The sequence below is a fragment of the Blautia sp. LMAG:36 genome (assembly GCF_008680535.1).
In the GTDB taxonomy this organism is placed as follows: domain Bacteria; phylum Bacillota; class Clostridia; order Lachnospirales; family Lachnospiraceae; genus Blautia_A; species Blautia_A fusiformis.
Genome location: NZ_NALB01000007.1, coordinates 99,230 through 123,713, shown reverse-complemented (window position 1 = coordinate 123,713; position 24,484 = coordinate 99,230). Strand labels below are relative to the sequence as shown.

At 46.2% G+C, this 24,484-nt stretch carries 22 protein-coding genes; 20 read left to right on the top strand and 2 right to left on the bottom strand.

Annotation, left to right across the window (positions count from 1 at the left end; genetic code table 11):
• The first annotated feature begins 2 nt into the window (after nucleotides 1-2).
• The 8 genes from rbfA to CCC17_RS10075 all read left to right on the top strand — a co-directional run bounded on the left by rbfA (nucleotide 3) and on the right by CCC17_RS10075 (nucleotide 6,906).
• Nucleotides 3-371, top strand: coding sequence for a 30S ribosome-binding factor RbfA (gene rbfA / locus CCC17_RS10110; protein WP_015525797.1), 369 nt, complete (start codon nucleotides 3-5; stop codon nucleotides 369-371).
• A 9-nt stretch (nucleotides 372-380) separates the two neighbouring features.
• A complete protein-coding gene (locus tag CCC17_RS10105; protein WP_022426620.1) occupies nucleotides 381-1,337 on the top strand; it encodes a DHH family phosphoesterase in 957 nt (318 codons plus the stop codon).
• A 7-nt stretch (nucleotides 1,338-1,344) separates the two neighbouring features.
• Nucleotides 1,345-2,235 (top strand): tRNA pseudouridine(55) synthase TruB, encoded by an 891-nt coding sequence (gene truB / locus CCC17_RS10100; protein ID WP_370816446.1) that lies wholly within the window; start codon nucleotides 1,345-1,347, stop codon nucleotides 2,233-2,235.
• 34 nt (nucleotides 2,236-2,269) lie between these two features.
• Entirely contained in the window at nucleotides 2,270-3,169 is a 900-nt protein-coding gene (locus CCC17_RS10095; protein WP_118625419.1) for a bifunctional riboflavin kinase/FAD synthetase, read from the top strand.
• A gap of 154 nt (nucleotides 3,170-3,323) precedes the next feature.
• Entirely contained in the window at nucleotides 3,324-3,590 is a 267-nt protein-coding gene (gene rpsO / locus CCC17_RS10090; RefSeq protein ID WP_114001446.1) for a 30S ribosomal protein S15, read from the top strand.
• Between the two features lie 171 nt (nucleotides 3,591-3,761).
• The gene (locus tag CCC17_RS10085) at nucleotides 3,762-5,855 is read left to right on the top strand and encodes a polyribonucleotide nucleotidyltransferase (protein WP_114001447.1); all 2,094 of its coding nucleotides are present in this window, start codon (nucleotides 3,762-3,764) and stop codon (nucleotides 5,853-5,855) included.
• 3 nt (nucleotides 5,856-5,858) lie between these two features.
• Nucleotides 5,859-6,350 (top strand): anaerobic ribonucleoside-triphosphate reductase activating protein, encoded by a 492-nt coding sequence (nrdG, locus tag CCC17_RS10080; protein ID WP_114001476.1) that lies wholly within the window; start codon nucleotides 5,859-5,861, stop codon nucleotides 6,348-6,350.
• 43 nt (nucleotides 6,351-6,393) lie between these two features.
• On the top strand, nucleotides 6,394-6,906 hold the full coding sequence (locus CCC17_RS10075; protein ID WP_015525804.1) for a deoxyuridine 5'-triphosphate nucleotidohydrolase: 513 nt from the start codon (nucleotides 6,394-6,396) through the stop codon (nucleotides 6,904-6,906).
• Nucleotides 6,907-7,000: 94 nt separating this feature from the next.
• Here CCC17_RS10075 and CCC17_RS10070 read toward each other — a convergent pair whose 3' ends face one another.
• Nucleotides 7,001-7,375, bottom strand: a complete 375-nt coding sequence (locus tag CCC17_RS10070; RefSeq protein WP_015525805.1) for a DUF1292 domain-containing protein — start codon at nucleotides 7,373-7,375, stop codon at nucleotides 7,001-7,003.
• A 200-nt stretch (nucleotides 7,376-7,575) separates the two neighbouring features.
• Between CCC17_RS10070 and CCC17_RS10065 the strand changes: the two genes are divergently transcribed.
• From CCC17_RS10065 to CCC17_RS10030, 8 genes are all read left to right on the top strand, one after another.
• A complete protein-coding gene (locus tag CCC17_RS10065; protein WP_021977111.1) occupies nucleotides 7,576-8,331 on the top strand; it encodes an exodeoxyribonuclease III in 756 nt (251 codons plus the stop codon).
• Nucleotides 8,332-8,393: 62 nt separating this feature from the next.
• Nucleotides 8,394-10,319 carry a Type II secretory pathway, pullulanase PulA and related glycosidase gene (locus tag CCC17_RS10060; protein WP_059085211.1) on the top strand — a complete coding sequence of 642 codons (1,926 nt, stop codon included), beginning with the start codon at nucleotides 8,394-8,396 and terminating at the stop codon, nucleotides 10,317-10,319.
• Nucleotides 10,270-10,863, top strand: a complete 594-nt coding sequence (locus tag CCC17_RS10055; protein ID WP_021977109.1) for a DUF5662 family protein — start codon at nucleotides 10,270-10,272, stop codon at nucleotides 10,861-10,863. Before CCC17_RS10060 ends, CCC17_RS10055 begins: the two co-directional genes overlap by 50 nt.
• Before the next feature lie 57 nt (nucleotides 10,864-10,920).
• On the top strand, nucleotides 10,921-11,499 hold the full coding sequence (locus tag CCC17_RS10050) for a DUF6553 family protein (RefSeq protein ID WP_015525807.1): 579 nt from the start codon (nucleotides 10,921-10,923) through the stop codon (nucleotides 11,497-11,499).
• 141 nt (nucleotides 11,500-11,640) lie between these two features.
• On the top strand, nucleotides 11,641-14,562 hold the full coding sequence (locus tag CCC17_RS10045) for an insulinase family protein (protein WP_015525808.1): 2,922 nt from the start codon (nucleotides 11,641-11,643) through the stop codon (nucleotides 14,560-14,562).
• Between the two features lie 68 nt (nucleotides 14,563-14,630).
• Nucleotides 14,631-15,539: a GTPase Era gene (gene era, locus CCC17_RS10040; protein WP_015525809.1), complete on the top strand. Its 909-nt coding sequence runs from the start codon at nucleotides 14,631-14,633 to the stop codon at nucleotides 15,537-15,539.
• A 2-nt stretch (nucleotides 15,540-15,541) separates the two neighbouring features.
• Nucleotides 15,542-16,300 carry a DNA repair protein RecO gene (gene recO, locus CCC17_RS10035; RefSeq protein WP_015525810.1) on the top strand — a complete coding sequence of 253 codons (759 nt, stop codon included), beginning with the start codon at nucleotides 15,542-15,544 and terminating at the stop codon, nucleotides 16,298-16,300.
• Between the two features lie 193 nt (nucleotides 16,301-16,493).
• Complete coding sequence (locus CCC17_RS10030; protein ID WP_015525811.1) at nucleotides 16,494-17,888, top strand: glycine--tRNA ligase; 1,395 nt, start codon at nucleotides 16,494-16,496, stop codon at nucleotides 17,886-17,888.
• Between the two features lie 31 nt (nucleotides 17,889-17,919).
• Here the strand turns inward: CCC17_RS10030 and CCC17_RS10025 are convergent, their stop codons facing one another.
• Nucleotides 17,920-18,792 carry an AraC family transcriptional regulator gene (locus CCC17_RS10025; protein WP_022426301.1) on the bottom strand — a complete coding sequence of 291 codons (873 nt, stop codon included), beginning with the start codon at nucleotides 18,790-18,792 and terminating at the stop codon, nucleotides 17,920-17,922.
• A 461-nt stretch (nucleotides 18,793-19,253) separates the two neighbouring features.
• On the opposite strand from CCC17_RS10025, the gene CCC17_RS10020 reads away from it, so the two are divergent.
• From CCC17_RS10020 to CCC17_RS10005, 4 genes are read left to right on the top strand one after another with little or no spacing between them, the layout of a single operon-like run.
• Nucleotides 19,254-20,549, top strand: a complete 1,296-nt coding sequence (locus CCC17_RS10020) for an ABC transporter substrate-binding protein (RefSeq protein ID WP_015525814.1) — start codon at nucleotides 19,254-19,256, stop codon at nucleotides 20,547-20,549.
• Nucleotides 20,550-20,551: 2 nt separating this feature from the next.
• A complete protein-coding gene (locus CCC17_RS10015) occupies nucleotides 20,552-21,430 on the top strand; it encodes a carbohydrate ABC transporter permease (protein ID WP_015525815.1) in 879 nt (292 codons plus the stop codon).
• Nucleotides 21,430-22,272, top strand: a complete 843-nt coding sequence (locus tag CCC17_RS10010) for a carbohydrate ABC transporter permease (RefSeq protein WP_015525816.1) — start codon at nucleotides 21,430-21,432, stop codon at nucleotides 22,270-22,272. The genes CCC17_RS10015 and CCC17_RS10010 overlap by 1 nt, the downstream gene beginning before the upstream one ends.
• 27 nt (nucleotides 22,273-22,299) lie before the next feature.
• A complete protein-coding gene (locus tag CCC17_RS10005; protein ID WP_015525817.1) occupies nucleotides 22,300-24,480 on the top strand; it encodes an alpha-galactosidase in 2,181 nt (726 codons plus the stop codon).
• Nucleotides 24,481-24,484: the final 4 nt, after the last annotated feature.

Sequence of the window (24,484 nt, the reverse complement as noted above, 5' to 3'; positions counted from 1 at the left end):
TAATGAGAAAAAACAGCATTAAAAATACACGTGTGAATGGTGCAGTTCAAAAAGAACTCAGCACCATCATACACAGCGAGATCAAGGACCCCAGAATTCATCCGATGACTTCTGTGACAGCTGTTGAGGTGGCACCGGATCTTAAGACCTGCAAAGCTTACATCAGTGTGCTGGGCGAGAAACAGGCCAAGGATTCCACCCTCCGGGGCTTAAAGAATGCAGAGGGCTATGTTCGGAGAGAACTGGCCAGAAGACTGAATCTCCGCAATACACCGGAGATCCGTTTTGTTCTGGATGAGTCTATTGAATATGGTGTAAATATGTCAAAGAAGATCAATGACGTAATGAGTGGGATGGAAACAGAGGAATAGGTGGAAAAAATGAAAAACATTTCAGAAATACTGGAAAATGTAAAAACCGTTGGCATTGGCGGTCACATCCGTCCGGATGGGGACTGCATTGGTTCCTGTATGGCTCTGTATCTCTATATCCGGAAATATTTTCCTGATATAGAAGCAGATGTTTATCTGGAAGATCGGAAACCTGTATTTGATTACATTGACAGAATGGATGAGGTTAAGACAGAAGCAGAAGAAGATAAGGTGTATGATCTTTTTATCACCTGTGATGTCAGCGCACTGGACAGGCTTGCTGTTGCCCGGAAATATTTCGATGCAGCAAAAAAGACAGCCTGCATTGATCATCATGTGAGCAATAACGGATTTGCGGATGTCAATCATGTAAGAGGCGAGATCAGCTCTGCCAGCGAAGTTCTTTACGGACTTCTGGATTCAGACAAGATCGATCGTTCCATTGCGGTTCCTATTTATACAGGAATGGCACATGATACCGGCGTGTTCCAGTATTCTTCCACAACACCGGAAACCATGAGGATCGCCGGAGAACTGATGAAAACAGGATTTGATTTCAGCAGGATCATCGATGAGTCCTTTTACCAGAAAACATATCTTCAGAATCAGGTCATGGGACGTGTCCTGGCAGAGAGTATTCTCCTTCAGGGCGGTAAGTGTGTGGTCGGATATCTGAAAAAACGGGAGATGGATTTCTACAGTGTGGAAGGAAAGGATCTGGAGGGAATCGTGAGCCAGCTCCGTCTGACTGCTGGTGTGGAGGTTGCGATCTTTATCTATGAGATGCAGACGCAGCTCTTTAAGGTATCTCTCCGTTCCAATGGTAAGGTGGATGTAAGCAAGATTGCCGTATTTTTCGGAGGCGGCGGACATGTGCGTGCAGCCGGCTGTGATATGCAGGGCTCCATGTACGATGTGATCAATAACCTTACTGCTGAAATTGAAAAACAGCTTGCAGAGGAGTAAAGATAAGATCATGGACGGAATACTTGTGATCCGAAAGGAAAAAGGTTATACCTCTCATGATGTTGTTGCAAAGCTGCGTGGGATTCTCCACATGAAAAAGATTGGCCATACTGGGACTCTGGATCCGGCAGCAGAGGGAGTACTTCCTGTTGCACTGGGCAAGGGGACCCGGCTGGTGGAGCTTCTTACAGAAAAAGAAAAAACATATGAGGCGGTTTTAAGGCTGGGAGTTTCCACAGATACCCAGGACATGACCGGAGCTGTTCTTTCTGAGAAACCTGTTACCGTCACGGAAGAGGAAGTCCGTGAGGCAGTGGGATCCTTTGTGGGAGAACAGCAGCAGGTCCCTCCTATGTATTCGGCCCTGAAGGTAAACGGAAAGAAGCTTTATGAACTGGCCAGAGAAGGAAAAACCATAGAGCGTAAGCCGCGCCCTGTGGTTTTTTATGAGATAAGGATACTGGATATGGAGCTTCCGCTGGTACGCATAAGCGTTACCTGCAGCAAGGGCACCTATATCCGTACACTTTGCAATGACATCGGAGAAAAATTAGGCTGCGGCGGAGCCATGGAAGAGCTGCTTCGGACCAGGTCCGGAAATTTCACTCTGGAAGAGAGCATGACACTTTCCCAGGTGGAGGAAGCGGTTGCCGATGGGACCATCGGGGAAAAGCTTGTTTCCATCGAGGATGTACTTTCCATGTATCCGGTCCTTACCTGTACACCGGAGGGAGACAGACTTCTCAATAACGGAAACCCGCTTCCGGAAGAACTGGTACAGGGAGGCAGCAGGGAAGAAAAAGTCCGGATGTATAAAAGCAGCGGAAATTTCACAGGAATATACGGCTGGGATGAAAGAAAACAGAAATACGTACCCATCCGCATGTTTTTTGTATGACATTTTATAAAAACTTGCAGGAGCAGCAGAAGATATGGAATACTTGAAGATCGACGGAGAATTTCCGCGCCTTTCAAAGAGTGCGGTGACACTTGGAAAATTTGACGGCATACACCGTGGACACCAGAAACTGGTGGAGAAGATCCTGGAACAGAAAGAAAAAGGTCTGCAGACAGTCCTTTTTTCTCTTGGCATCGGCAGTCAGATGATCTTTACAAAAGAGGAACGATGTCAGCTTCTTGAGAAAGCAGGCGTGGATGTGCTGATCGAATGTCCGCTGGATAACCGGATCCGTCATATGAAGGCGGAAACCTTTATTAAAGAAATCCTGGTGGGAGATCTTCAGGCGGAGCATGTTGCAGTGGGAGAAGATTTCAGGTTCGGGTATGAACGCAAGGGAACACCACAGCTTCTGGAGACTATGGGAAGGAAGCTTGGCTTTACTGTGGATGTTGTTCCGAAAGAAATGGAAGGCCGCAGAAAGATCAGCAGTACATTTATCCGTGAGGAACTGAAAAAGGGAAATATGGAAAAGGTTAATGATCTGCTGGGAATCCCCTTTTTTGTGGACGGTGTGATCGAACATGGAAGAGGAATGGGACATAAGGTCCTTCTTCCCACTACCAATATCGTTCCTGCAAAAGAAAAGCTGATGCCGCCAAATGGCGTTTATGATACAGTGTCCCATTTTAAGGACAGAACCCTTTGCGGGATCACAAACGTAGGATATAAACCAACCATCGGAGAGAAATTCCTGGGTGTTGAGACCTATCTTTTTGACTGTGAGGAGGATCTGTACGGAGAGCCCTGCAGAGTGGAATTCTTTCATTATTCCAGACCGGAGAAGCGCTTTTCGTCCATAGAAGCACTAAAGCAGCAGCTCCTGAAGGATGCAGAAAAGGGAAAGGCTTATTTCCGCAGTCTCGAAAAATAAAAACTTTCGGGAAAAACTTTTCGAAAAAACAGTTTACAGGTCAGAAACCGTGTGCTATACTGTTCGAGGTGAAAAAAGCCAGTATTCAGAAGCCGGAGACTCCGACCACTTCTTAATACCCGGCGTTTAATTAAAATTCAAGGAGGAAACAAAAATGATTTCTAAAGAGAAGAAAGCAGCGATCATGAAAGAGTATGCAAGAACAGAGGGTGACACAGGTTCACCGGAGGTTCAGGTTGCAGTTCTTACAGCAAGAATCCAGGAGCTTACAGAGCATCTTAAAACACACCACAAAGATCATCATTCCAGAAGAGGTCTTCTGAAAATGGTAGGTCAGAGACGTGGCCTTCTTGCTTATCTTAAGAAAACAGACATCGAAAGATACCGTGCACTGATTGAGAAATTAGGTTTAAGAAAATAATTGCTACGGGAGGGGCGGATGATTCCATCCGCCCTATTTTAACAGATAGGGATTAACACAGGAGTGATTTCCGAGACTACTGAAAAGCCCATTTCCGGTTGGAAGTGGTCTTTTCAGTTGTTTCGGGCTCCTGTTTATTCATGAATATATAATAAGAAAAGGAGAACGAACATGTACAAAAGTTATTCCATGGAACTTGCAGGAAGAACACTGACTGTAGATATCGGACGTGTTGCAAAACAGGCCAACGGTGCCGCTCTTATGCACTACGGTGATACTACAGTTCTTGCTACTGCTACCGCATCCAAAGAGCCAAGAGAAGGAATCGATTTCTTCCCGTTAAGCGTTGAGTATGAGGAGAAAATGTACGCAGTAGGAAAGATCCCGGGAGGATTCAACAAGAGAGAGGGTAAGGCAAGCGAGCATGCGATCCTTACATCCCGTGTTATCGACCGCCCAATGCGTCCACTGTTCCCGAAGGATTACAGAAATGACGTAACACTGGTAGACATGGTTATGTCTGTTGATCCGGAGTGCAATCCGGAGATCCCGGCTATGCTTGGTTCTTCCATTGCAACCTGTATTTCTGATATCCCATTCGACGGCCCATGTGCAACCACACAGGTTGGCATGATCGACGGCGAGTTCATCATCAACCCGACACTTGCACAGAAGGCAGTTTCTGACCTTCAGCTTACCGTAGCTTCCACAAGAGAGAAAGTTATCATGATCGAGGCCGGAGCCAACGAGATTCCGGAAGACAAGATGATCGAAGCTATCTACAAGGCTCACGAAGTAAACCAGGAGATCATCAAATTCATCGACCAGATCGTAGCTGAGTGCGGAAAAGAGAAACATTCCTACGAGTCCTGTGCAGTACCGCAGGAACTCTTTGATGAGATCAAGAAGATCGTTCCTCCGGAAGAGATGGAGGTTGCCGTATTCTCCGATGACAAACAGACACGTGAGAATAATATCAGCGAGATCACAGACAAGCTGAAAGAAGCTTTTGCAGATAACGAAGAGTGGCTTGCCGTTCTCGGTGAGGCTGTATATCAGTACCAGAAGAAGACTGTCCGCAAGATGATCCTCAAAGATCACAAACGTCCGGACGGCCGTGAGATCAGACAGATCCGTCCGCTGGCAGCGGAGACAGACATCATCCCGAGAGTTCACGGTTCTGCCATGTTCACAAGAGGACAGACTCAGATCTGTACCGTTACCACACTGGCTCCTCTTACAGAGGCACAGCGTCTTGACGGACTGGATGAGTTTGAGACATCCAAGAGATATATGCATCACTACAACTTCCCGTCCTACTCCGTAGGTGAGACAAAACCTTCCAGAGGACCGGGACGCCGTGAGATCGGCCACGGAGCACTTGCTGAGAGAGCACTGGTACCGGTACTTCCTACAGAAGAGGAATTCCCGTATGCAATCCGTACCGTATCTGAGACATTTGAGTCCAACGGTTCCACATCCCAGGCAAGTATCTGTGCATCTACCATGTCACTGATGGCTGCCGGTGTACCGATCAAGAAACCGGTTGCAGGTATTTCCTGTGGACTTGTTACAGGCGAGACAGACGATGATTACATCGTTCTTACAGATATCCAGGGCCTTGAGGATTTCTTCGGAGATATGGATTTCAAGGTAGCCGGAACACATGACGGAATCACAGCGATCCAGATGGATATCAAGATCCATGGTCTTACAAGACCGATCGTTGAGGAAGCAATCCGCAGAACAAAAGAGGCAAGAGAGTATATCCTTACAGAAGTTATGGAGAAATGTATCGACAAGCCTCGTACAAGCGTTGGCGAGTTTGCGCCGAAGATCATCCAGATCCAGATCGACCCGCAGAAGATCGGTGACGTAGTTGGTCAGAGAGGAAAGACCATCAACACCATCATCGAGCGTACAGGTGTGAAGATCGACATTACAGATGACGGTGCAGTTTCCATCTGCGGAACAGACCAGAAGGGTATGGATGAGGCGAAACGTATGATCGAGATCATCACTACCGAGTTTGAGGCAGGACAGATCTTTACAGGACGTGTAGTCAGCATCAAAGAGTTTGGCGCGTTCCTTGAGTTTGCACCAGGCAAGGAGGGAATGGTACACATTTCCAAGATCTCCAAACAGAGAATCAACCGTGTTGAGGATGTTCTTACACTTGGTGACAAGGTTAAAGTTATCTGCCTTGGCAAGGACAAGATGGGAAGAATCAGCTTCAGCATGAAGGATGTACCGGAAGAAGCATAAATGATGAGATACCACAATATTACCAAGGACGATATGTTAAACGGAGACGGACTTCGTGTAGTACTCTGGGTGGCCGGCTGTTCACACGGCTGCCGGGAGTGCCAGAATCCCATTACCTGGGATCCGAATGGAGGTCTGCCCTTTACGGACAGCGAGCGAGCTGAGATATTTGCAGAGCTGGACAAGGATTATATCAGCGGGATCACCTTTTCAGGAGGCGATCCTCTGCATCCTTCCAATATCGCTGAGGTAACAGCTCTTGCAAGAGAGATCAAAGAGAAGTATCCGGATAAGACGATCTGGCTGTATACCGGTTCTCTCTGGGAAGAAATCCAGCAGTACGAGATCATCCATTATCTGGATGTATGCGTGGACGGGGAATTTCAGGTGGACAAGAAAGAGGTTCGTCTGAAATGGAAAGGTTCCTCAAATCAGAGGGTGATCGATGTACAGGCGTCACTTCGTGAGAACCGTGTGGTTCTGTACACGGAGTGATCAGAGGTTTTTTTGAAATTACCTATTGGGAGTGGAACGAAAAATGAAAAGAATTGCGAAATTTCACAAGGTAAGTTTTGAACAGTTTGCAAAGGACTGGAAGGATACCTTTGAACAGTATTCAGAAGAGGAGATCCGGAATATCTACGACAGCCTGAAACTTCCGAAGAGAGCTACGACCGGAAGTGCAGGATATGATTTTTATGCACCTGTGGATGTGACCATGAAGCCAGGTGAGATCGTAAAGATACCGACCGGTATCCGTGTAGAGATGGAAGAGGGCTGGGTTCTGAAATGTTATCCGAGAAGCGGACTGGGATTTAAATTCCGGCTGCAGTTGAATAACACCGTGGGGATCATTGACAGCGATTATTTCTTTTCCGACAACGAAGGTCATATCTTTGCCAAGCTGACTAACGATACAAGAGAAGATAAAACGATCCAGATCCCGGCAGGAACCGGTTTTATGCAGGGGATCTTTGTGGAATACGGAATCACTGTGGATGACGATGCAGATGCAGTAAGAAACGGCGGCTTCGGAAGTACCACAAAATAAAACAAAAGCCCGGAAGGCGGAGGTGTGAAGATCACATACATCCGATTTTCCGGGCTTGTTTTGTGTAGTTACTGCTTTCCGATAAATGCACTGTTTAGCTGAGAGGTGCGTCTGCCTCCTCGTCTGCACGTGCTTTTTCCACGACTGCGTTAAAGGCATTTGCGGCAGCGTCGTACTCTTCATCATCTTCAATGTTTGCCAGCATCGGATCGCCGTCTGCTGTGCGCGAGAAACTGTAGAGATAAACCTCACCGGTCTCATTCTGGCCGTTCTCATCCAGTGGGAGAAGTGCGATATATTCTTTGTTCTCTACAGGGAAAATAGTAAGGATGGCACATTCTACCTCAGTATCATCATCCATAGTCAGGGTGATGGTATGATGTGCTTCATCTACCTTGCTTTCGCAGTTAGCTGTGCAGGAAGCGCAGTCGCTTGGTGCACATCCGCTTTTGTTAAATTCATCACTCATAAAAAAATCCTCCGTTCTGCTGCTGCCTGTAAATAAGAGGGCAGCTCTGCATGATATAGAGAACATTTTAACAGATATGACGTAGAACAGCAACAAAATATTTGAGAGCCTGAGAAAACTTTCAAAATATTTTTTGCTTAATCCGACAATGTGAGATATAATAAAAATATGACGAAAAAATGAGGAGAAAATATAAAAATATGAAATTTATTTCCTGGAATGTAAATGGGATCCGGGCCTGTATCACCAAGGGCTTTGAGGAACGCTTTCATGAGCTGGATGCGGATATTTTCTGTCTGCAGGAGACGAAATGCCAGCAGGGACAGGTGAAACTGGAACTTCCCGGATATCATCAGTACTGGAACTACGCAAACCGCAGAGGCTATTCAGGTACAGCCATTTTTACAAAGAGGGAGCCATTGTCTGCAGTTTATGGGATTGGGATAGAGGAGCATGATAAAGAAGGACGTGTCATCACACTGGAATTCGAAGAGTATTATTTTGTGACTGTATATACTCCCAACTCCCAGAGCGAGCTCCGCCGTTTGGAATACCGTATGAAATGGGAAGAGGATTTTTTGGCTTATCTTCTGAAACTGCAGGAGAAGAAACCGGTGATCTGTTGTGGCGACCTTAATGTGGCACATCAGGAGATCGATCTCAAGAATCCGAAGACCAACCGCAAAAATGCAGGCTTTACTGATGAAGAGAGAGCCTGCTTTACCAGAGCCCTTGAGAGTGGCTTTATTGATACATTCCGCTATTTTTATCCGGATAAAGAGGGCGTTTACTCCTGGTGGTCCTACCGTTTCCGTGCACGAGAGAAGAACGCCGGCTGGCGTATCGACTATTTCCTTGTTTCCCCTTCCCTGAAAGAAAAGCTTCAGGATGCGAAGATCCACGGAGAGATCATGGGATCCGATCATTGCCCGGTTGAGCTGGATATTGATCTGTGACGGATCCGGCGAAAAGGATTTCTATGGATTTGAATAATAAAAAGAGAAAAGGAGGAGTTGCCTTGGCAAGCCGCAGATTAGGTCGAGTGGAGAAAGGTCAGCCGCTGATACTTGGCGCCAACAAAATGGAGGGCGGTTATAATTTTGCAGTGGAGGCATCGGAGGATTCCGAAGTGTCCCTGCTTTTATATAAAAAAAGAGGAGCTGCCGCACCGGTGGAGATCGTTTTTCCAAAGGATTTCCATACAGGACGTGTGTGGGCACTGAAGCTGTGCAGTGCTTCTCTGAAGGAGTTTGAATATAATTATAAAATAGACGGTGAGATCGTGCAGGATCCGTATGCATACGGACTTCACGGGAGAGAGCATTTCGGAGTACCTTACGATCCGGAAAAGGAGGTCCGCTGTCGCTTCCTTAATGAGAATGTTTCCGGCTGGGAAAATGAAACTGCACCGGCAGTAGAATATGAAAATATGATCCTGTACAAGCTTCATGTCCGTGGTTATACGAAGCTTGCCAGAAAGATGGTTTCCCATAAGGGGACTTTTCTTGGCCTGACAGAGATGATCCCTTACTGGAAAGAACTTGGGATCAATGCCATTGAACTGATGCCTGCCTATGAATTCTGTGAGGTTCCGATCAATAAACCGAAGGAAGGCAGTGAACACATCAAGACCCGTCGAAAGGAAAATGTAGTGAATTACTGGGGCTATGCATCCGGCTTCTATTTCAGCCCGAAGAGTGCTTACTGCAGCACCAGAGAACCGGAGCAGGAATTTCGGTATATGATCCGGGAGCTGCACAAGAACGGCATTGCCTGTATCATGGAATTCTATTTTCCAGAGGAAACAGACAGCCTGATGGCTCTTCGAGCTTTGCAGTTCTGGAGAGATTTTTACCATGTAGATGGATTTCATGTGCTGGGAGAGGGCTTTAACCGGGAGATGCTTCTTCGGGATGGGATCCTTTCCGGAGCAAAACTGATCTTCCAGGGCTTTGATTTTGATCATTTTTACAGAGGAAAGCTTCCGGTCAGACGCTGCGGAGCGGAGAGCAATATGAATTTTCTCCAGGATATGCGCCGTTTCCTGAAAAGCGATGAAGGTATGGTGGAGGCTGCAGCATGGCATATCCGTCATAACAGCGAGAATCATGGAGTGATCAATTACATGGTCTGCCAGGACGGATTTACCATGAATGACCTGGTGAGCTACAATTATAAACATAACGAGGCCAATGGCGAGGGCAATCAGGACGGAAGCAGCTATAATTATTCCTGGAACTGTGGTGTGGAAGGCCCTACCCGTAAGGTTTCCGTCCGTCAGATGAGGGAACGCCAGATCAAAAATGCCTTTCTGATGATGCTGCTGAGTCAGGGTGTTCCCATGATCTATCACGGTGATGAATTCGGCAATTCCCAGAGCGGAAACAATAATGCCTACTGTCAGGATAATGCTACCGGCTGGACAGACTGGAAGGGCCTTTCCAGAAACCAGGGACTGAGGAAATTTGTAAAGGATGCCATTGCTTTTCGTAAGGCCCATCCCGTTCTTCATATGCCGGTGGAACTGAAAGGGGTAGATTATCTGACCAAGGGGTTCCCGGATGTGTCTCTTCACGGGGAACGTGCCTGGTATCTGAGCTATGAGAATACCAGCAGGCTTCTTGGTATGATGTACTACGGAGCCTATGCAAGGGAAAAAGAGGATCTGGAGGCTGCAGAGGATGATTTTATTTACATCGGCTATAATTTCCACTGGGAAAACCGGAGCCTTGCTCTGCCCAATCTCCCGGAAGGCATGTGCTGGAAAAAAATCGCAGATACCTCTCTTCACGGAACAGGATTCTGTCTGGAGGAGGAAGAAGAATATAAAAAATCAATCGAAATAGGCCCCCGCGCCATTGTGGTATTGCTGGGCAGACAGGAGGCGGAGAAAGATGCGATCATGGCACCCGTGGCTGCACTTCAGGACCATCACGAGGCATAAGCTTCTGGTGATGAAATATTGTTTTCGTATCGGGTTATATAAGCAGGGGTTGCTTCATGACCTGTCCAAATATTCCCCGACGGAATTTCTGGTAGGCTGTAAATATTATCAGGGGACAAGAAGTCCCAACAACGCAGAACGTGAGGCAACCGGCGTATCCATGTCCTGGCTGCACCATAAGGGAAGAAACAGACACCATTTTGAACATTGGGTAGACTATTCCCTTGACGGTGAGCATGTGATCATGGGAGCCAGAATGCCCAGAAAATATGTGGCGGAAATGGTCATGGACCGGATCAGTGCATCCAGAAACTATCTGGGAGAGGAATATACCTATCATGAACCATTGCAGTATTTTCTGAAAAGCAAGGAGAAGCTGTGGTTTATCCACCCACAGACAAAGAAAGAGCTGGAGGGACTTCTCCGGATCCTGGATAAATACGGAGAGGATAAGACCCTGTGGTATATCCGCAATGTATATCTATGTGATAACCGCGGAAAAAAAGTGAAAAGCCCTGGGAAAAAGCTTCGAAATCACAGATAGGGGTGTATTTTTGGCAGGTTGTCTGATATAATATTCAGATATCAGGAGGAAGAATGAATGGATACACCAACAATTGCGAAATACTATAGAGAGAAAGATCCCATGGAGCGCCTGAAGCTTCTGGAGCAGTCCATTGCAGCAGGAGAAGAACCGGAAGAAAACAGGATCCGCAAGGAACTCTGGGAGATCCGTTACAGCGATAAAGCTGAGACTGGTGATACCAGGGCAGACGGTTATCTCGGTCTCTGGATGACCATGGAGTTTAACCGGAATTCCGCTTCCAGATTCTTTGGTACAAGAAGTGCGAAGAAAGAGATAGGCAAGTATCTTAAGAAGCTGAAATTTCAGGAGCTCCAGGAAAGGGGCGGCCTTTATGAGGAGCTTCTTTACCGGGAATGCTGTCATCTGGTTCTGGTCTACATGGATCTCTGTCAGACAGATAAATCCTATAACACAACGATTTTCGGCCTGATCCACATCAAGGAGGACAGTGCGAAGGCCAAGGTCCAGAGAGACATCAGGGAAACAGCTGTGGAGCTTCCGGCTAATCTTGGAATGGAAGCTGAGCTTGGAATCATCACAAGAGCTGCCAGAGAGATCTACAGGCAGTATTATCCCAACGAAGGAAACATTTAGGAGGCCGGAGAGCTTCCGTTTCAGGCTGTCTGACTACTCAGGCAGCCTTTTGTTGCCATGCATCCGATAAAATATTCTGAGATTTTTTGAACGAAGATCCATGTCGGGTGTGAAGAGAAACATTCAGGAGGTTACTATTTTATGAATCCCAATCATCTGAAAGCATATGAAGTCCTGAAGGAAGAGGAGCTTCAGGATATTCATTCAAAAGGATGGCTTCTGAGACACAAAAAAACAGGAGCCAGAGTGATGCTCATCGAGAATAGTGATGAGAATAAGGTTTTTAACATTGCATTCCGTACACCGCCGAAAAACAGCACAGGTGTTGCTCATATATTGGAACACAGCGTACTGTGCGGCTCCAGGGAATTTCCGCTTAAGGATCCTTTTGTGGAGCTGGTAAAAGGTTCTCTTAATACCTTCCTTAATGCCATGACCTATCCGGATAAGACCTGCTACCCGATAGCAAGCTGTAATGACCGGGATTTCCAGAATCTGATGCATGTATATCTGGATGCGGTATTCTATCCGAATATTTACAAAAAAGAAGAGATCTTCCGTCAGGAAGGCTGGAACTACCATCTGGAGAAAAAAGAAGGCCCGCTGAAATACAACGGTGTCGTTTACAATGAAATGAAGGGTGCTTTTTCCTCACCGGATGATGTTCTGGAGCGTGAGATCATGAATTCCCTGTTCCCGGATACCACCTATGGCTGTGAGTCCGGCGGAGATCCTGTAAATATCCCGGATCTCAGTTACGAGGAATTCCTGGATTTCCACAGACAGTACTATCATCCGTCCAACAGCTTTATCTATCTCTATGGAAACATGGATATGGAGGAGAAACTGGAGTTTATTGACAGCCATTATCTGTCTGCCTTTGATTCCCTTGCCATTGATTCCCAGATCCGGGATCAGGAAGCTTTTGCCCAGGTAAAAGATATCCAGAAAAATTATCCGGTGTCAGAGGACGAAGGAGAAGAGGATAACACTTATCTTTCCTACAATATGGTTGTGGGTGAAGCAGCAGATATCAACTTAAGTCTTGCTTTCGAAGTCCTGGATTACGCACTTTTAAGCGCACCGGGTGCACCGTTGAAACAGGCACTTCTGGATGCAAAGATTGGCAAGGATATCTATGGCTCCTTTGAGGATGGAATCAAACAGACCTATTTCTCCATCGTGGCAAAGGGAGCCAACTTAAGCCAGAAAGAGGAATTTGTCAAAGTGATCCGTGACACCCTCACAAAGATCATGGAGGAAGGTATCGACAAGAAGGCAGTAACAGCCGGAATCAACTACTACGAATTCCGTTTCCGTGAGGCAGATTTCTCTTCCTATCCGAAGGGACTGATGTATGGCCTGGATATTTTAAGCAGCTGGCTTTATGACGATACAAAGCCGTTCTGTGAAGTACAGCTTCTTGAGGGATTTGAGTTCCTCAAAAAAGCTCTGGAAGAGGGATATTTTGAGGATCTGATCCGTAAATATCTTCTGGATAATACCCATGGCGCGATCCTTTCCCTGGTACCGGAGAAAGGCCTTGCTGCTAAGAGAGACAAAGAACTGGAAGAAAAACTGGAGAATTACAGAAAGAGCCTTTCTGATGAAGAGCTTACCCGGATGGTAGAGAATACAAAAGCCCTGGAAGCTTATCAGGAATCCGAGGAAGATCCGGAAACACTGACCTGTATCCCGATGCTTTCCAGAGAAGATATCAAAAAAGAGATCACAGGACTGACAAACGAGGAGCACCATGTGGAGGACAGCCTGTTTCTGTATCATGATGTGTGCACCAATGGTATCGGTTATGCAGATCTTCTTTTTGAGATCCATGACTTTGATGTTGACACAGTCCATTATCTGGGACTTCTGAAATCTGTGCTTGGTGCAGTGGATACAGAGAATTACACATATGGCGAGTTGTTTAATGAAGTGAATGCGAGAACCGGCGGTATTGCCTATGGGATAGAGGTTTTTGATGATGCCCAGGATACCGATGCATTCCGTGCCATGTTTGCCGTAAGAGGAAAAGCGTTATATCCGGAGATGGATTTCATGTTTTCCATGATCCGGGAGGTTCTTACAACTTCGAAGCTGGATGACACCAAACGTCTCTACGAGATCATTGCCAGAGTGAGATCCAGAGCCCAGGCCAGCCTTGCAAGTGCAGGCCATTCCACCGCCGTTCTCCGTGGTGCTTCCTACGCATCTCCGATGGCGGCATTCCAGGATGAGATGGCAGGAATCGGATATTATCAGTTTATCGAAAAACTGGAGAAGGATTTTGACAGCTGCAAGGATGAGATCGTGAAAAATCTCCGTAAGGTGATGGAAGAGGTCCTTCGTCCGGAGAATTTCTGTGTAAGCTATACCGGAGAGAGAGAATCTCTGGATGTAGTAAAAGCACAGGCTGCCGGGATCAAAAAAGTTTTGTTTAACGGACAGAAGCCGGAGTCTGTGAAGCAGGCCCCCTGCATAAAGAAAAACGAAGCCTTCAAGACCTCCGGCCAGGTCCAGTATGTGGCACAGAACGGAAACTTCCGCAAAAAAGGCCTGGAGTATACCGGTGCACTGGAGATCCTGAAAGTGATCTTAAGCTACGATTATCTCTGGATCAACCTTCGTGTAAAGGGTGGAGCGTATGGCTGCATGAGTGGCTTTAAGAGAAACGGAGAGAGCTTCCTGGTATCCTACCGTGATCCCCATCTAAAGAGAACCCTGGAAGTATACCAAGGAGTGCCGGATTATATCCGTGCCTTTGAGGCAGACGAGCGTGAGATGACAAAATATATTATCGGAACGATCAGCAACAAGGATGTGCCGAGAACTCCGCAGATGCAGGGAAGTATCTCAAAAACCGCATATTTCTCCAATGTTACAGAGGATATGCTCCAGAAGGAAAGAAATCAGATCCTCGGAGCGCAGAAGGAGGATATCCAGAAACTGGCAGCTCTTGTAGAAGCAGTACTTTCCGATGATCAGATCTGCGTAGTAGGAAGTGAGACTGCAATAGAGAAGGCGGAAGATGTATTCATGGAAGTGAAGCCACTGATCGGCTGATGAGAAACAAAGCCTGCTGTCCGTTAAATGGGATAGCAGGCTGTGAAAGGATTATGAGAGGATAAAGAATGGATAATAATTTTAGATCAGGCTTTGTTGCGATCATCGGAAGACCGAATGTTGGAAAATCCACGCTGATGAACCATCTTATCGGACAGAAGATCGCCATCACATCAAACAAGCCACAGACAACCAGAAACAAGATACAGACTGTGTATACCTGTGATGAGGGACAGATCGTATTTTTGGACACACCGGGTATCCACAAGGCAAAAAACAAGCTTGGAGAATACATGGTACAGGTTGCGGAGAGAACCCTGAAGGAAGTAGATGCCATTATGTGGCTGGTGGAGCCGTCCACATTCGTAGGTGCGGGAGAGCGCCACATTGCCGAGCAGCTGCAGAAGGTTGGAGTTCCAGTGATTCTCATCATCAACAAGATCGATACGGTAAAAAAAGAAGAGCTTCTTCCTGCGATCGATACCTACCGTAAGATCTGCGATTTTGCAGAGATCATTCCTTGCTCTGCCCTCCGCGGAAAAAACACACAGGATATCATTCCAAGTATTTTCAAATATCTTCCGTACGGACCGATGTTCTATGATGAGGATACAGTTACCGACCAGCCTCAGCGCCAGATCGCCGCAGAGATCATCCGTGAGAAGGCTCTGCATGCACTGGATGAGGAGATCCCTCACGGAATCGCCGTTGCCATCGACCGGATGAAGAAACGTCCGGGAAGAAGCAACATCATAGATATTGATGCGACCATCATCTGCGAGCGTAATTCCCACAAAGGCATCATCATCGGAAAACAGGGTGCCATGTTGAAAAAGATCGGAAGCAATGCCCGCTATGAGCTGGAGCGTATGCTGGAAGCAAAGGTAAACCTAAAGCTCTGGGTCAAGGTGACTAAGAACTGGAGAGACAGTGATTTCCTGATCAAGAACTTTGGATATGATAAGAAAGAAATCTGAAAATGAGTGATCTGATTACCGTACAGGGAGTGGTACTTTCTGCCATGCCGGTAGGGGATTATGACAAGCGGATCGTCCTTCTCACAAGAGAGAGGGGGAAGATCTCCGCTTTTGCCAAGGGAGCGAGACGGCAGAACAGTCCGTTCATGGCAGCAGCTAACCCGTTTGTATTCGGAAGCTTTACTCTTTATGAGGGAAGGACGAGCTATAATCTGAACCAGGTCAGCGTGCAGCATCATTTTGTGGAGCTGGCCACCCGGCAGCCGGGGGTTTACTATGGATATTATTTTCTGGAGCTGGCAGATTATTTTGGCAAAGAGGGAACGGATGAGAAGGAGATGATGAATCTTCTCTATGTGACCATCAAAGCCATTTTGAATCCTCATATAGAAGACCGGCTGGTGCGCTGTATCTATGAACTGCGGACTATGGTGATCCAGGGCGTGATGCCGCAGCTGTTCCAGTGTGCGGGCTGCGGGAGAGAGCTTACGGAGGAAGAAACCGGAGAACTTTTTTTCTCCCAGGACGAGCATGGGATCCTGTGTGCGGACTGCAGCAGGATGGCCATGGACAGGAAACGGATCTCAGCGGCTGCCCTGTATGCCATGCGCTACATAGCCGTGTCCCCCCTGGCAAAGCTGTATACGTTTACAGTACGGGATGATGTGCTGCGGGAACTGGAACGCCACATTTACCGGTATACGGAGCTGAATACAGACAAGCGGTTTAAAAGTCTGGAGATCCTGGAATTGATGAGATAGATCACTGCCGGCTGCGGAATAACCGTAACGATTTATTTTTCAAAAGCAGGACAGGAAGCAATGCAAATGGAAATATCCTTGAAAAATCATGAGGATACTAGTATAATAAGACCAAAAATGTAAAAAAGCAGCTTTTTCCGGAGCTTTCCGGACGCATTTGGCGGAACAGCTGCAAGTCAAGAGGAGAGAAATCATGGAAAAGACAATGGAAAAGATCGTAGCTCTTGCAAAAGCCAGAGGATTTGTTTACCCGGGTTCCGAGATCTACGGCGGCCTGGCAAACACGTGGGATTATGGAAATCTCGGTGTAGAGCTTAAAAATAACGTAAAACGTGCATGGTGGCAGAAATTCATTCAGGAGTCTCCGTACAATGTAGGTGTTGACTGTGCGATCCTTATGAACCCGCAGACATGGATCGCTTCCGGACATCTTGGCGGATTTTCTGATCCTCTTATGGACTGTAAAGAGTGCCACGAGCGTTTCCGTGCAGATAAACTCATTGAGGACTTTTGTGCAGAGCATGACATTGCCATTGAGGGAAGCGTAGATGCATGGTCCCAGGAGAAGATGATGGACTTCATCAAAGAACACGAGGTAGGATGTCCGAGCTGTGGTAAACACAACTTCACAGATATCCGTCAGTTCAACCTGATGTTCAAGACATTCCAGGGTGTTACCGAAGATGCCAAGAATACTGTATATTTAAGACCGGAGACTGCACAGGGTATTTTCGTAAACTTCAAGAACGTACAGAGAACATCCCGTAAAAAGATCCCGTTTGGTATCGGCCAGATCGGTAAATCCTTCCGTAACGAGATCACACCGGGTAACTTCACATTCCGTACCCGTGAGTTCGAGCAGATGGAGCTTGAGTTCTTCTGCGAGCCGGATACAGATCTTGAGTGGTTTGCATACTGGAAGAAGTTCTGCCTTGACTGGCTGAGTGCTCTCGGACTTAAGGATGATGAGGTTCGTTACCGTGACCATGATAAGGAAGAGCTGAGCTTCTACAGCAAGGCTACCACAGATGTGGAATTCCTTTTCCCATTCGGATGGGGTGAGCTCTGGGGAATCGCTGACAGAACAGATTATGACCTGACACAGCATCAGAATGTATCCGGCCAGGATCTCACATACTTTGATGATGAGAAGAAACAGAAATATATCCCATACGTTATCGAGCCATCACTTGGAGCAGACCGTATGGTACTTGCTTTCCTCTGCAGCGCTTACGATGAGGAAGTTCTGGATGCAGAGAAGAACGATGTCCGTACAGTCCTTCATTTCCATCCGGTGCTTGCACCGGTTAAGATCGGTGTGCTTCCGCTTTCCAAGAAGCTTAACGAGGGTGCTGAGAAGATCTACCAGCAGCTTTCCAAGAAGTACAACTGTGAGTACGATGATCGTGGAAATATCGGTAAACGTTACCGCAGACAGGATGAGATCGGTACTCCGTTCTGTATCACTTATGACTTCGAGTCTGAGAATGACGGTGCAGTTACAGTCCGTGACCGTGACACTATGGAGCAGGTACGTGTGAAGATCGATGAGCTTGATGCATACTTTGCTGATAAATTTACATTTTAAGTAAATACATTTTTTAATAAAAAACCTCCGGCTATTTTCTGGCCGGAGGCTTTTTTTCAATAAGTCTGTTTTTCATCCGCCAGTTTCTTGGCGACATTCCGTATACATTTTTGAAAGCCCGGGAAAAATGCAGCTGATTGGGATATCCGACTGCATTTCCGATATCTGCGATAGACAGGGCTGTGATCTTAAGAAGTTCTGCAGCTTTGGTCATGCGATAGCTGATCAGGAATTCCTGGGGAGAACGTCCGATGGTGTCGTGGAAGATCTTACCGAAGTAGCTTCGGTTCAGGCCGCAGCAGGCTGCGATATCCTCAATGGAAATATCATTCTGGAAATTCTGTTCAATAAAAGAGAGCGCCTCCTTGATATAAAAATCACGGATACTTCCATCCTGTTTCATGCGGACAGTTTCAGTAGAGCGCATAAAGTAATCCAGAAAAAGCCAGGTATGTCCGATAAGATGAAAGGGTGATTCCTGGGAATTATGGCTGATATAAAGCATTTCCTCCATCATTTTCTGGCGGAGATCTGCAGAGTGGCTGTGATAGACCGGATGATCCGGACTTAAACCTGCAGTTTCCACGATCTCTTTTGCCCGGAGCCCGTCAAATTCCACCCAGGTGTACTCCCATGGAAAGTCGGTATCTGCAATGTAGGTGTTGATCTGACCGGGAAAAAGCATGAAACCCTGGCCGCTTTTTACCTGATAGGTGATGGTCTCTCCTGCGGAATTGTCTGCCATCAGAGTTCCTGTACCGGAGATCACATAATGAAAAATATAATGGTTTCGTGCGGCCGGGCCGAATGAATGTGCCGGAGCGCAGTGCTCCCAGCCATATTGGTATAGTCCGATATCAACAAAGTTTTCATTTGGAAAAACGGAGAAGAGAAGGTCATTCATATTTTTATCCTTTAGGCGCATGATTTTGTCTGGTTTCAGTAACATTATATATTAAAACAGCAGGGAACTTCAACATATGTATAAAAATGCAATTACAAAAACAGCCTGTAAAATATACAAAAAAGAGAAAAATAATCGAGAAAACTTTGTGAGAAAATTAAGTTTCGCGAGAAACCTATTGATTTTCGATGAATCAGGAATATACTAATTTTAGATAAAAGTAGTGATATAGGTATAGAATATATCAAAATGCTAGATGACTTTAATGAAGACAGAGAAAAATTGCATTTTGGTATAAAACAAGAAAAACACTGCTATTTATGCAAGCATAAAGCTATGTTAAAATAGCTTTCAGAAAAAAGAAACCAGAGAATAAGTATTGGAGAACCCGGATAGCCATATCAGTTAAATGGGTGATATCCGACTTATCAAATAAAAGGAAAAGGAAGGAGCATTACAAGATGCGCAACAGAAGTAAATGGATCCTCTGTATGGGACTTGCCTTTACCATGGCAGCTTCCGTTACATTGAGCGGATGCGGCACAGGTAAAAAGGATAGCGGAAAGACAGAGATCGAACTTGTGCAGTATAAACCGGAAGCGGTTAAGGCATTTGAAAAACTGGAAGAAAAATTCAATGCCACTCATGATGATATCCATCTTACCATCGAATCACCAAACGATGCTATGACTGTATTGAAGACAAGATTTATCCGTGAGGATAATCCGGATATCATTGGAATCGGAGGCGATGTTAACTTTTCCAATTTTATTGATTCTGATATGCTGATGGATATTTCCGATTATCAGGGACTGGATTCGATCAAAGATGCATATAAAGAAATTGATAAAGCGCTGGAATTCGTTCCGGAAGACGGAGTCTATGCGGTTCCTTACGTGGCCAATGCCGCCGGAATCCTTTACAATCGTGAGCTTTTCAAGGAGCATGGCTGGCAGATCCCGACTACATGGGATGAATTTATGAGCCTTTGCCAGGAAATTCAGGATGCAGGTATCCAGCCGCTTTATTTCGGATTTAAAGATACCTGGACCTGTCTTGCACCGTGGAATTCTATTGCGGTAGATCTTGCACCAGCCGATGTATGCCGCCAGGTAAACCAGGGAAACACTACTTTTGCAAAAGAGTATAAGGAAGTAGCAGACCGTATGCTGGAGCTTATCCAGTATGGACCGGATGATCCCTTTGCCTATGATTACAATGGAGCCTGCACCGCTTTTGCAAAAGGGGAGGCTGCCATGTATCCCATCGGAAGCTATGCGATCCCGCAAATCCAGAGTGTAAATCCGGATATGGATATTGATTCTTTTGTAACACCGGCAAGCAATGATCCGTCAGAAAACAAACTGAATTCCGGAGTTGACCTTCAGTTCTGTGTGATGGATGACTGTGAGAATAAGGAAGCTGCATATGAAGTGCTGGATTTCCTTCTTGAGGATGAGAATATACAGACATATCTGGATGACCAGAAGGCAGTTCCCTGTAAAGAGGGTGATTTCACACTTCCCTCTACGCTGGATGGTATGAAGGAATACATAGAAGAGGGAAGGATGGCCGACTACCAGGATCATTATTATCCTACAGAGATGGCTGTGGATGCACAGATCCAGACCTTCCTGATGAAAAAGGATAAAGATGCATTCCTGAAAAAATTTGATACAGACTGGACAAGATATAACCGTGACATTATCCGTAAAGTACAGGACTATGAGGAGAAGAACGGGGAAGGAGAGAACTGATCATGGGAAAAAAATCTATGAGTGGAAGAAAGCTGACCTTTCTTCTGATCACCATTCCGATCGTGGCATTATTTTTCTGCTTTAACACACTGCCTCTGATCAAGGGTGTGATCTACAGCTTTACGAACTTTAAAGGCTATGGAAGCTATGACTGGGTAGGACTTCGAAACTATAAGGATCTTTTTACAGACAGCCGTGTTGGCGGTTCCTATCTGTTTACCTTTAAGCTGGCCATCGTGGCAACTATTGTAACGAATGTACTCAGCCTGATCCTGGCACTTGGACTGAACAGCAAGATCCGTTTCAAGAGTGCACTGCGTGGAGCTTATTTTATTCCTAATGTACTTGGCGCACTGGTCGTAGGATATATTTTCAATTATTTCTTTACATATATCCTGCCTGCATTCGGAAAGATGATCGGAAATAAAACATTGTCTTCCAGCATGCTTTCCAGTACGAGCCTGGCATGGGTTGCCATCGTGATCGTTTGTGCATGGCAGTCCATCGCAATGAATACCATTATCTATATTTCGGGCCTCCAGACAGTGCCGGAGGATGTATACGAGGCAGGAGCTATTGACGGTGCTACCGGATTCAGTAAGTTCCGTTATCTGACATTCCCGCTGATCGTTCCGTTTTTCAGTATCAACATGGTTCTCTGTGTGAAAAACTTCCTGATGGTATTTGATCAGATCATGGCTTTGACAAAGGGTGGTCCTGCACAGAGTACAGAATCCATTTCCTATCTGATCTATAACAATGGTATGAGTGGCGGTCAGTTTGGATTCCAGAGCGCTAATGCGGTTATATTCTTTATTGTGATCGTGATCATTTCTGCAGTGCAGTTGACTATCACAGGGAAAAAGGAGGAGCAGCTGTAATGAAAACGAAAGTAAGAGAAAAAGCGAACTGGCCGGTAACGATCCTTCTGATCCTTGGCCTTATCACAGTGGTATTTCCGCTTTATATGACAATTGTGATCGCATTCAAGCAGCCGACAGAGATGACCAACAGTGTAGCCGGGATCCTGTCTCTGCCAGAGAAATTCAGTCTTGCCAATTTCAGGGAAGCTATGGAGGTAACAGACTTCTGGCATTCTCTTGGAAACAGTGTATTGATCACTGTGATTACAGTGGTTCTTGCTATTGTAATTCATTCACTTTTAGGTTATGCTATAGCCAGAAACAAGAGAAGTAAATTTTATAAATTTATCTATCTCTATGTAGTGAGCGGTATGTTTGTTCCGTTTGCTATCCTGATGATGCCGCTTGTAAAGCAGACTGCTGAGATGGGCCTTGATAACAAAGTCGGTGTGATCATTCTTTACACGGTATTTTATATGCCTATGAATGTGCTTCTTTATTCCGGATATCTGACAAACATTCCAATGGCCCTTGAGGAGGCTGCCTGTGTGGATGGAGCCAGCACCTGGAAAACATATTGGAAGATCATCTTTCCGATCATGAAGCCGATGCATGCCACAGTGGCAGTTCTGACAGCACTTGGAACCTGGAATGATGTTATGACTCCATTGGTTATCATGTCCGGATCTACGGGTGGAACCACATTGCCTCTGGCACAGCTGAATTTCCAGACTCAGTTCGGAACAAACTATAACCTTGCGTTTGCCTCTTATCTGCTGGCACTGCTTCCGATCCTTCTGTTTTATCTGATCTGCCAGAAGCATATTTTAAATGGTGTTGTAAACGGTGCCGTAAAATAAAAACACAAGAAAAAGGAGGATTCACATATGGGAATCATCTACTGCGAGAAAGACAGAACGTTTACCCTGCAGACAAAAGAAACTACATATCAGATGCAGGTGGATCAGTACGGATTTCTTCTTCATCTCTATTATGGTAAAAAGGCAGAAGGCTGCATGGATTATCTTCTGACCTACTATGACAGAGGATTTTCCGGAAATCCCTATGATGCGGGAACAGACAGAACCTATTCCATGGACTCTCTTCCACAGGAGCTTTCCTGCTACGGAAACGGAGATTTCCGCAGTGCATCACTGATGCTGGAAAACGGTGACGGAAGCATGAGCTGTGATATGCGTTACAAGAACTATACTATCCGTGACGGTAAATACAGCCTTCCGGGGCTTCCGGCGGTTTATGCAGATAATGATGAGGCACAGACTCTGGAGATCGTACTGGAGGATCCGGCTACTGGCGTGGAGGCCATGCTTCTTTACGGTGTACTTCCGGAACTGGATATCATTACAAGAAGCGTCTATATCCGCAATCAGAGCAGTGAGAAGATCTATGTGAACAAGGTGATGTCCGCAGAACTGGATTTTCTTTACGGAGATTATGACCTGCTTACTTTTTACGGAAGACATGCCATGGAGCGGAATCTGCAGAGAGTACCGGTGGCTCATGGAAGTCAGATGATCGGCAGTGTCCGTGGCACATCCAGCCATCAGTATAATCCGATGATGATCCTGGCAGAGAAGGACACAACAGAGGATCATGGAGGCTGCTATGCTATGTCCTTTGTATATAGTGGAAATTTCCAGGGTGAGGTTCTTAAAGATCAGTACAATCAGACAAGAATGCTCCTTGGTGTACAGGAGGAGTGCTTCCGGTATCCGCTGGAAGCCGGGGAGACCTTCTATGCACCTGAGGTGATCTTAAGCTACACAGATCAGGGAATGAACCGTCTTTCCCAGAATCTGCACAGCTGCATCCGTCATCATATCTGCCGTGGTAAATATAAGACAGAGGTCCGTCCAGTGCTGGTAAACAGCTGGGAGGCAGCATATTTTGATTTTACAGGGGAGACTTTATATAATCTGGCAAAAGAGGCAAGGAGCCTTGGTATCGATATGCTGGTTCTGGATGACGGCTGGTTTGGAAAACGTGACGATGACAACAGTGGTCTTGGGGACTGGTATGTCAATGAGAAGAAGCTTGGAGAGACTCTCGGCGGACTGGTAAAAAGAGTCAATGACCTTGGAGTGAAATTCGGTATCTGGATCGAGCCGGAGATGATCTCTGAGGACAGTGATCTTTACCGTGAGCATCCGGACTGGGCACTTACGATTCCGGGAAGAAAACCAGTGAGATCCAGAAATCAGCTGGTACTTGATTTTTCTAGAAAAGAAGTTGTAGACGGAATCTTCGGACAGATCAGTGCGGTATTGGATAATGCCAATATTGAGTACGTTAAATGGGACATGAATCGAAGCCTGATGGATGTATTTTCCGTAATGACCAAGGATCAGGGACGTGTAATGTATGATTATGTCCTGGGATTGTACGATTTTCTGGACCGTATGGTGAACCGTTATCCGGATCTTCTGATCGAGGGCTGCAGCGGCGGCGGCGGAAGATTTGACGCAGGTATGCTGTATTACACACCGCAGATCTGGTGCAGCGACAACTCCGATGCTATTGACAGGCTTCGGATCCAGTATGGAACTTCCTTCGGATATCCGGTATCGGCCATGGGAGCACATGTGTCTGCAGTGCCGAACCATCAGACAGGAAGGATCACCCCGTTACATACCAGAGGTGTGGTTGCTATGTCCGGAACCTTCGGCTACGAGCTGGATCTTCTGAAGCTGACTGAGGAAGAAAAAGATGAGGTCCGCAGCCAGATCGGGGAATTCCGTAAATATGCGCCACTGATCCAGAACGGACGGTACTATCGCCTGACAGATCCGTTTAAGAGTGAGGTCTGTGCATGGGAGATCGTTGGAAATTCTCAGGAAGAAGTTCTGCTCAATGTTGTCATGGAGGAGTTCCATGGAAATATGACTGTGAATTATGTGCAGCTTCGCGGCCTTGATGAGAGTGCACTTTATAAGGAACAGACTACCGGCAGGATCTATTCCGGAGCTGCTCTGATGCATGGTGGAATGCCGCTTCCTGCAGAGTTTGGGGAGTACAGAGCTTATCAGTATCATTTTGTGAGAGAATAAGAGC

Excerpts from the sequence above, each read along its gene's own strand:
- CCC17_RS10015 (WP_015525815.1), top strand. The coding sequence starts at position 20,552 with ATGGGAAAAAAATCTATGAGTGGAAGAAAGCTGACCTTTCTTCTGATC.
- CCC17_RS10055 (WP_021977109.1), top strand. The coding sequence starts at position 10,270 with ATGCGATCATGGCACCCGTGGCTGCACTTCAGGACCATCACGAGGCAT.
- CCC17_RS10005 (WP_015525817.1), top strand. The coding sequence starts at position 22,300 with ATGGGAATCATCTACTGCGAGAAAGACAGAACGTTTACCCTGCAGACA.
- rpsO (WP_114001446.1), top strand. The coding sequence starts at position 3,324 with ATGATTTCTAAAGAGAAGAAAGCAGCGATCATGAAAGAGTATGCAAGA.
- CCC17_RS10065 (WP_021977111.1), top strand. The coding sequence starts at position 7,576 with ATGAAATTTATTTCCTGGAATGTAAATGGGATCCGGGCCTGTATCACC.
- era (WP_015525809.1), top strand. The coding sequence starts at position 14,631 with ATGGATAATAATTTTAGATCAGGCTTTGTTGCGATCATCGGAAGACCG.
- CCC17_RS10075 (WP_015525804.1), top strand. The coding sequence starts at position 6,394 with ATGAAAAGAATTGCGAAATTTCACAAGGTAAGTTTTGAACAGTTTGCA.
- CCC17_RS10085 (WP_114001447.1), top strand. The coding sequence starts at position 3,762 with ATGTACAAAAGTTATTCCATGGAACTTGCAGGAAGAACACTGACTGTA.
- CCC17_RS10030 (WP_015525811.1), top strand. The coding sequence starts at position 16,494 with ATGGAAAAGACAATGGAAAAGATCGTAGCTCTTGCAAAAGCCAGAGGA.
- CCC17_RS10095 (WP_118625419.1), top strand. The coding sequence starts at position 2,270 with ATGGAATACTTGAAGATCGACGGAGAATTTCCGCGCCTTTCAAAGAGT.
- CCC17_RS10050 (WP_015525807.1), top strand. The coding sequence starts at position 10,921 with ATGGATACACCAACAATTGCGAAATACTATAGAGAGAAAGATCCCATG.
- nrdG (WP_114001476.1), top strand. The coding sequence starts at position 5,859 with ATGAGATACCACAATATTACCAAGGACGATATGTTAAACGGAGACGGA.
- recO (WP_015525810.1), top strand. The coding sequence starts at position 15,542 with ATGAGTGATCTGATTACCGTACAGGGAGTGGTACTTTCTGCCATGCCG.
- CCC17_RS10010 (WP_015525816.1), top strand. The coding sequence starts at position 21,430 with ATGAAAACGAAAGTAAGAGAAAAAGCGAACTGGCCGGTAACGATCCTT.
- CCC17_RS10020 (WP_015525814.1), top strand. The coding sequence starts at position 19,254 with ATGCGCAACAGAAGTAAATGGATCCTCTGTATGGGACTTGCCTTTACC.
- CCC17_RS10105 (WP_022426620.1), top strand. The coding sequence starts at position 381 with ATGAAAAACATTTCAGAAATACTGGAAAATGTAAAAACCGTTGGCATT.
- rbfA (WP_015525797.1), top strand. The coding sequence starts at position 3 with ATGAGAAAAAACAGCATTAAAAATACACGTGTGAATGGTGCAGTTCAA.
- CCC17_RS10045 (WP_015525808.1), top strand. The coding sequence starts at position 11,641 with ATGAATCCCAATCATCTGAAAGCATATGAAGTCCTGAAGGAAGAGGAG.
- CCC17_RS10070 (WP_015525805.1), bottom strand. The coding sequence starts at position 7,375 with ATGAGTGATGAATTTAACAAAAGCGGATGTGCACCAAGCGACTGCGCT.
- CCC17_RS10025 (WP_022426301.1), bottom strand. The coding sequence starts at position 18,792 with ATGAATGACCTTCTCTTCTCCGTTTTTCCAAATGAAAACTTTGTTGAT.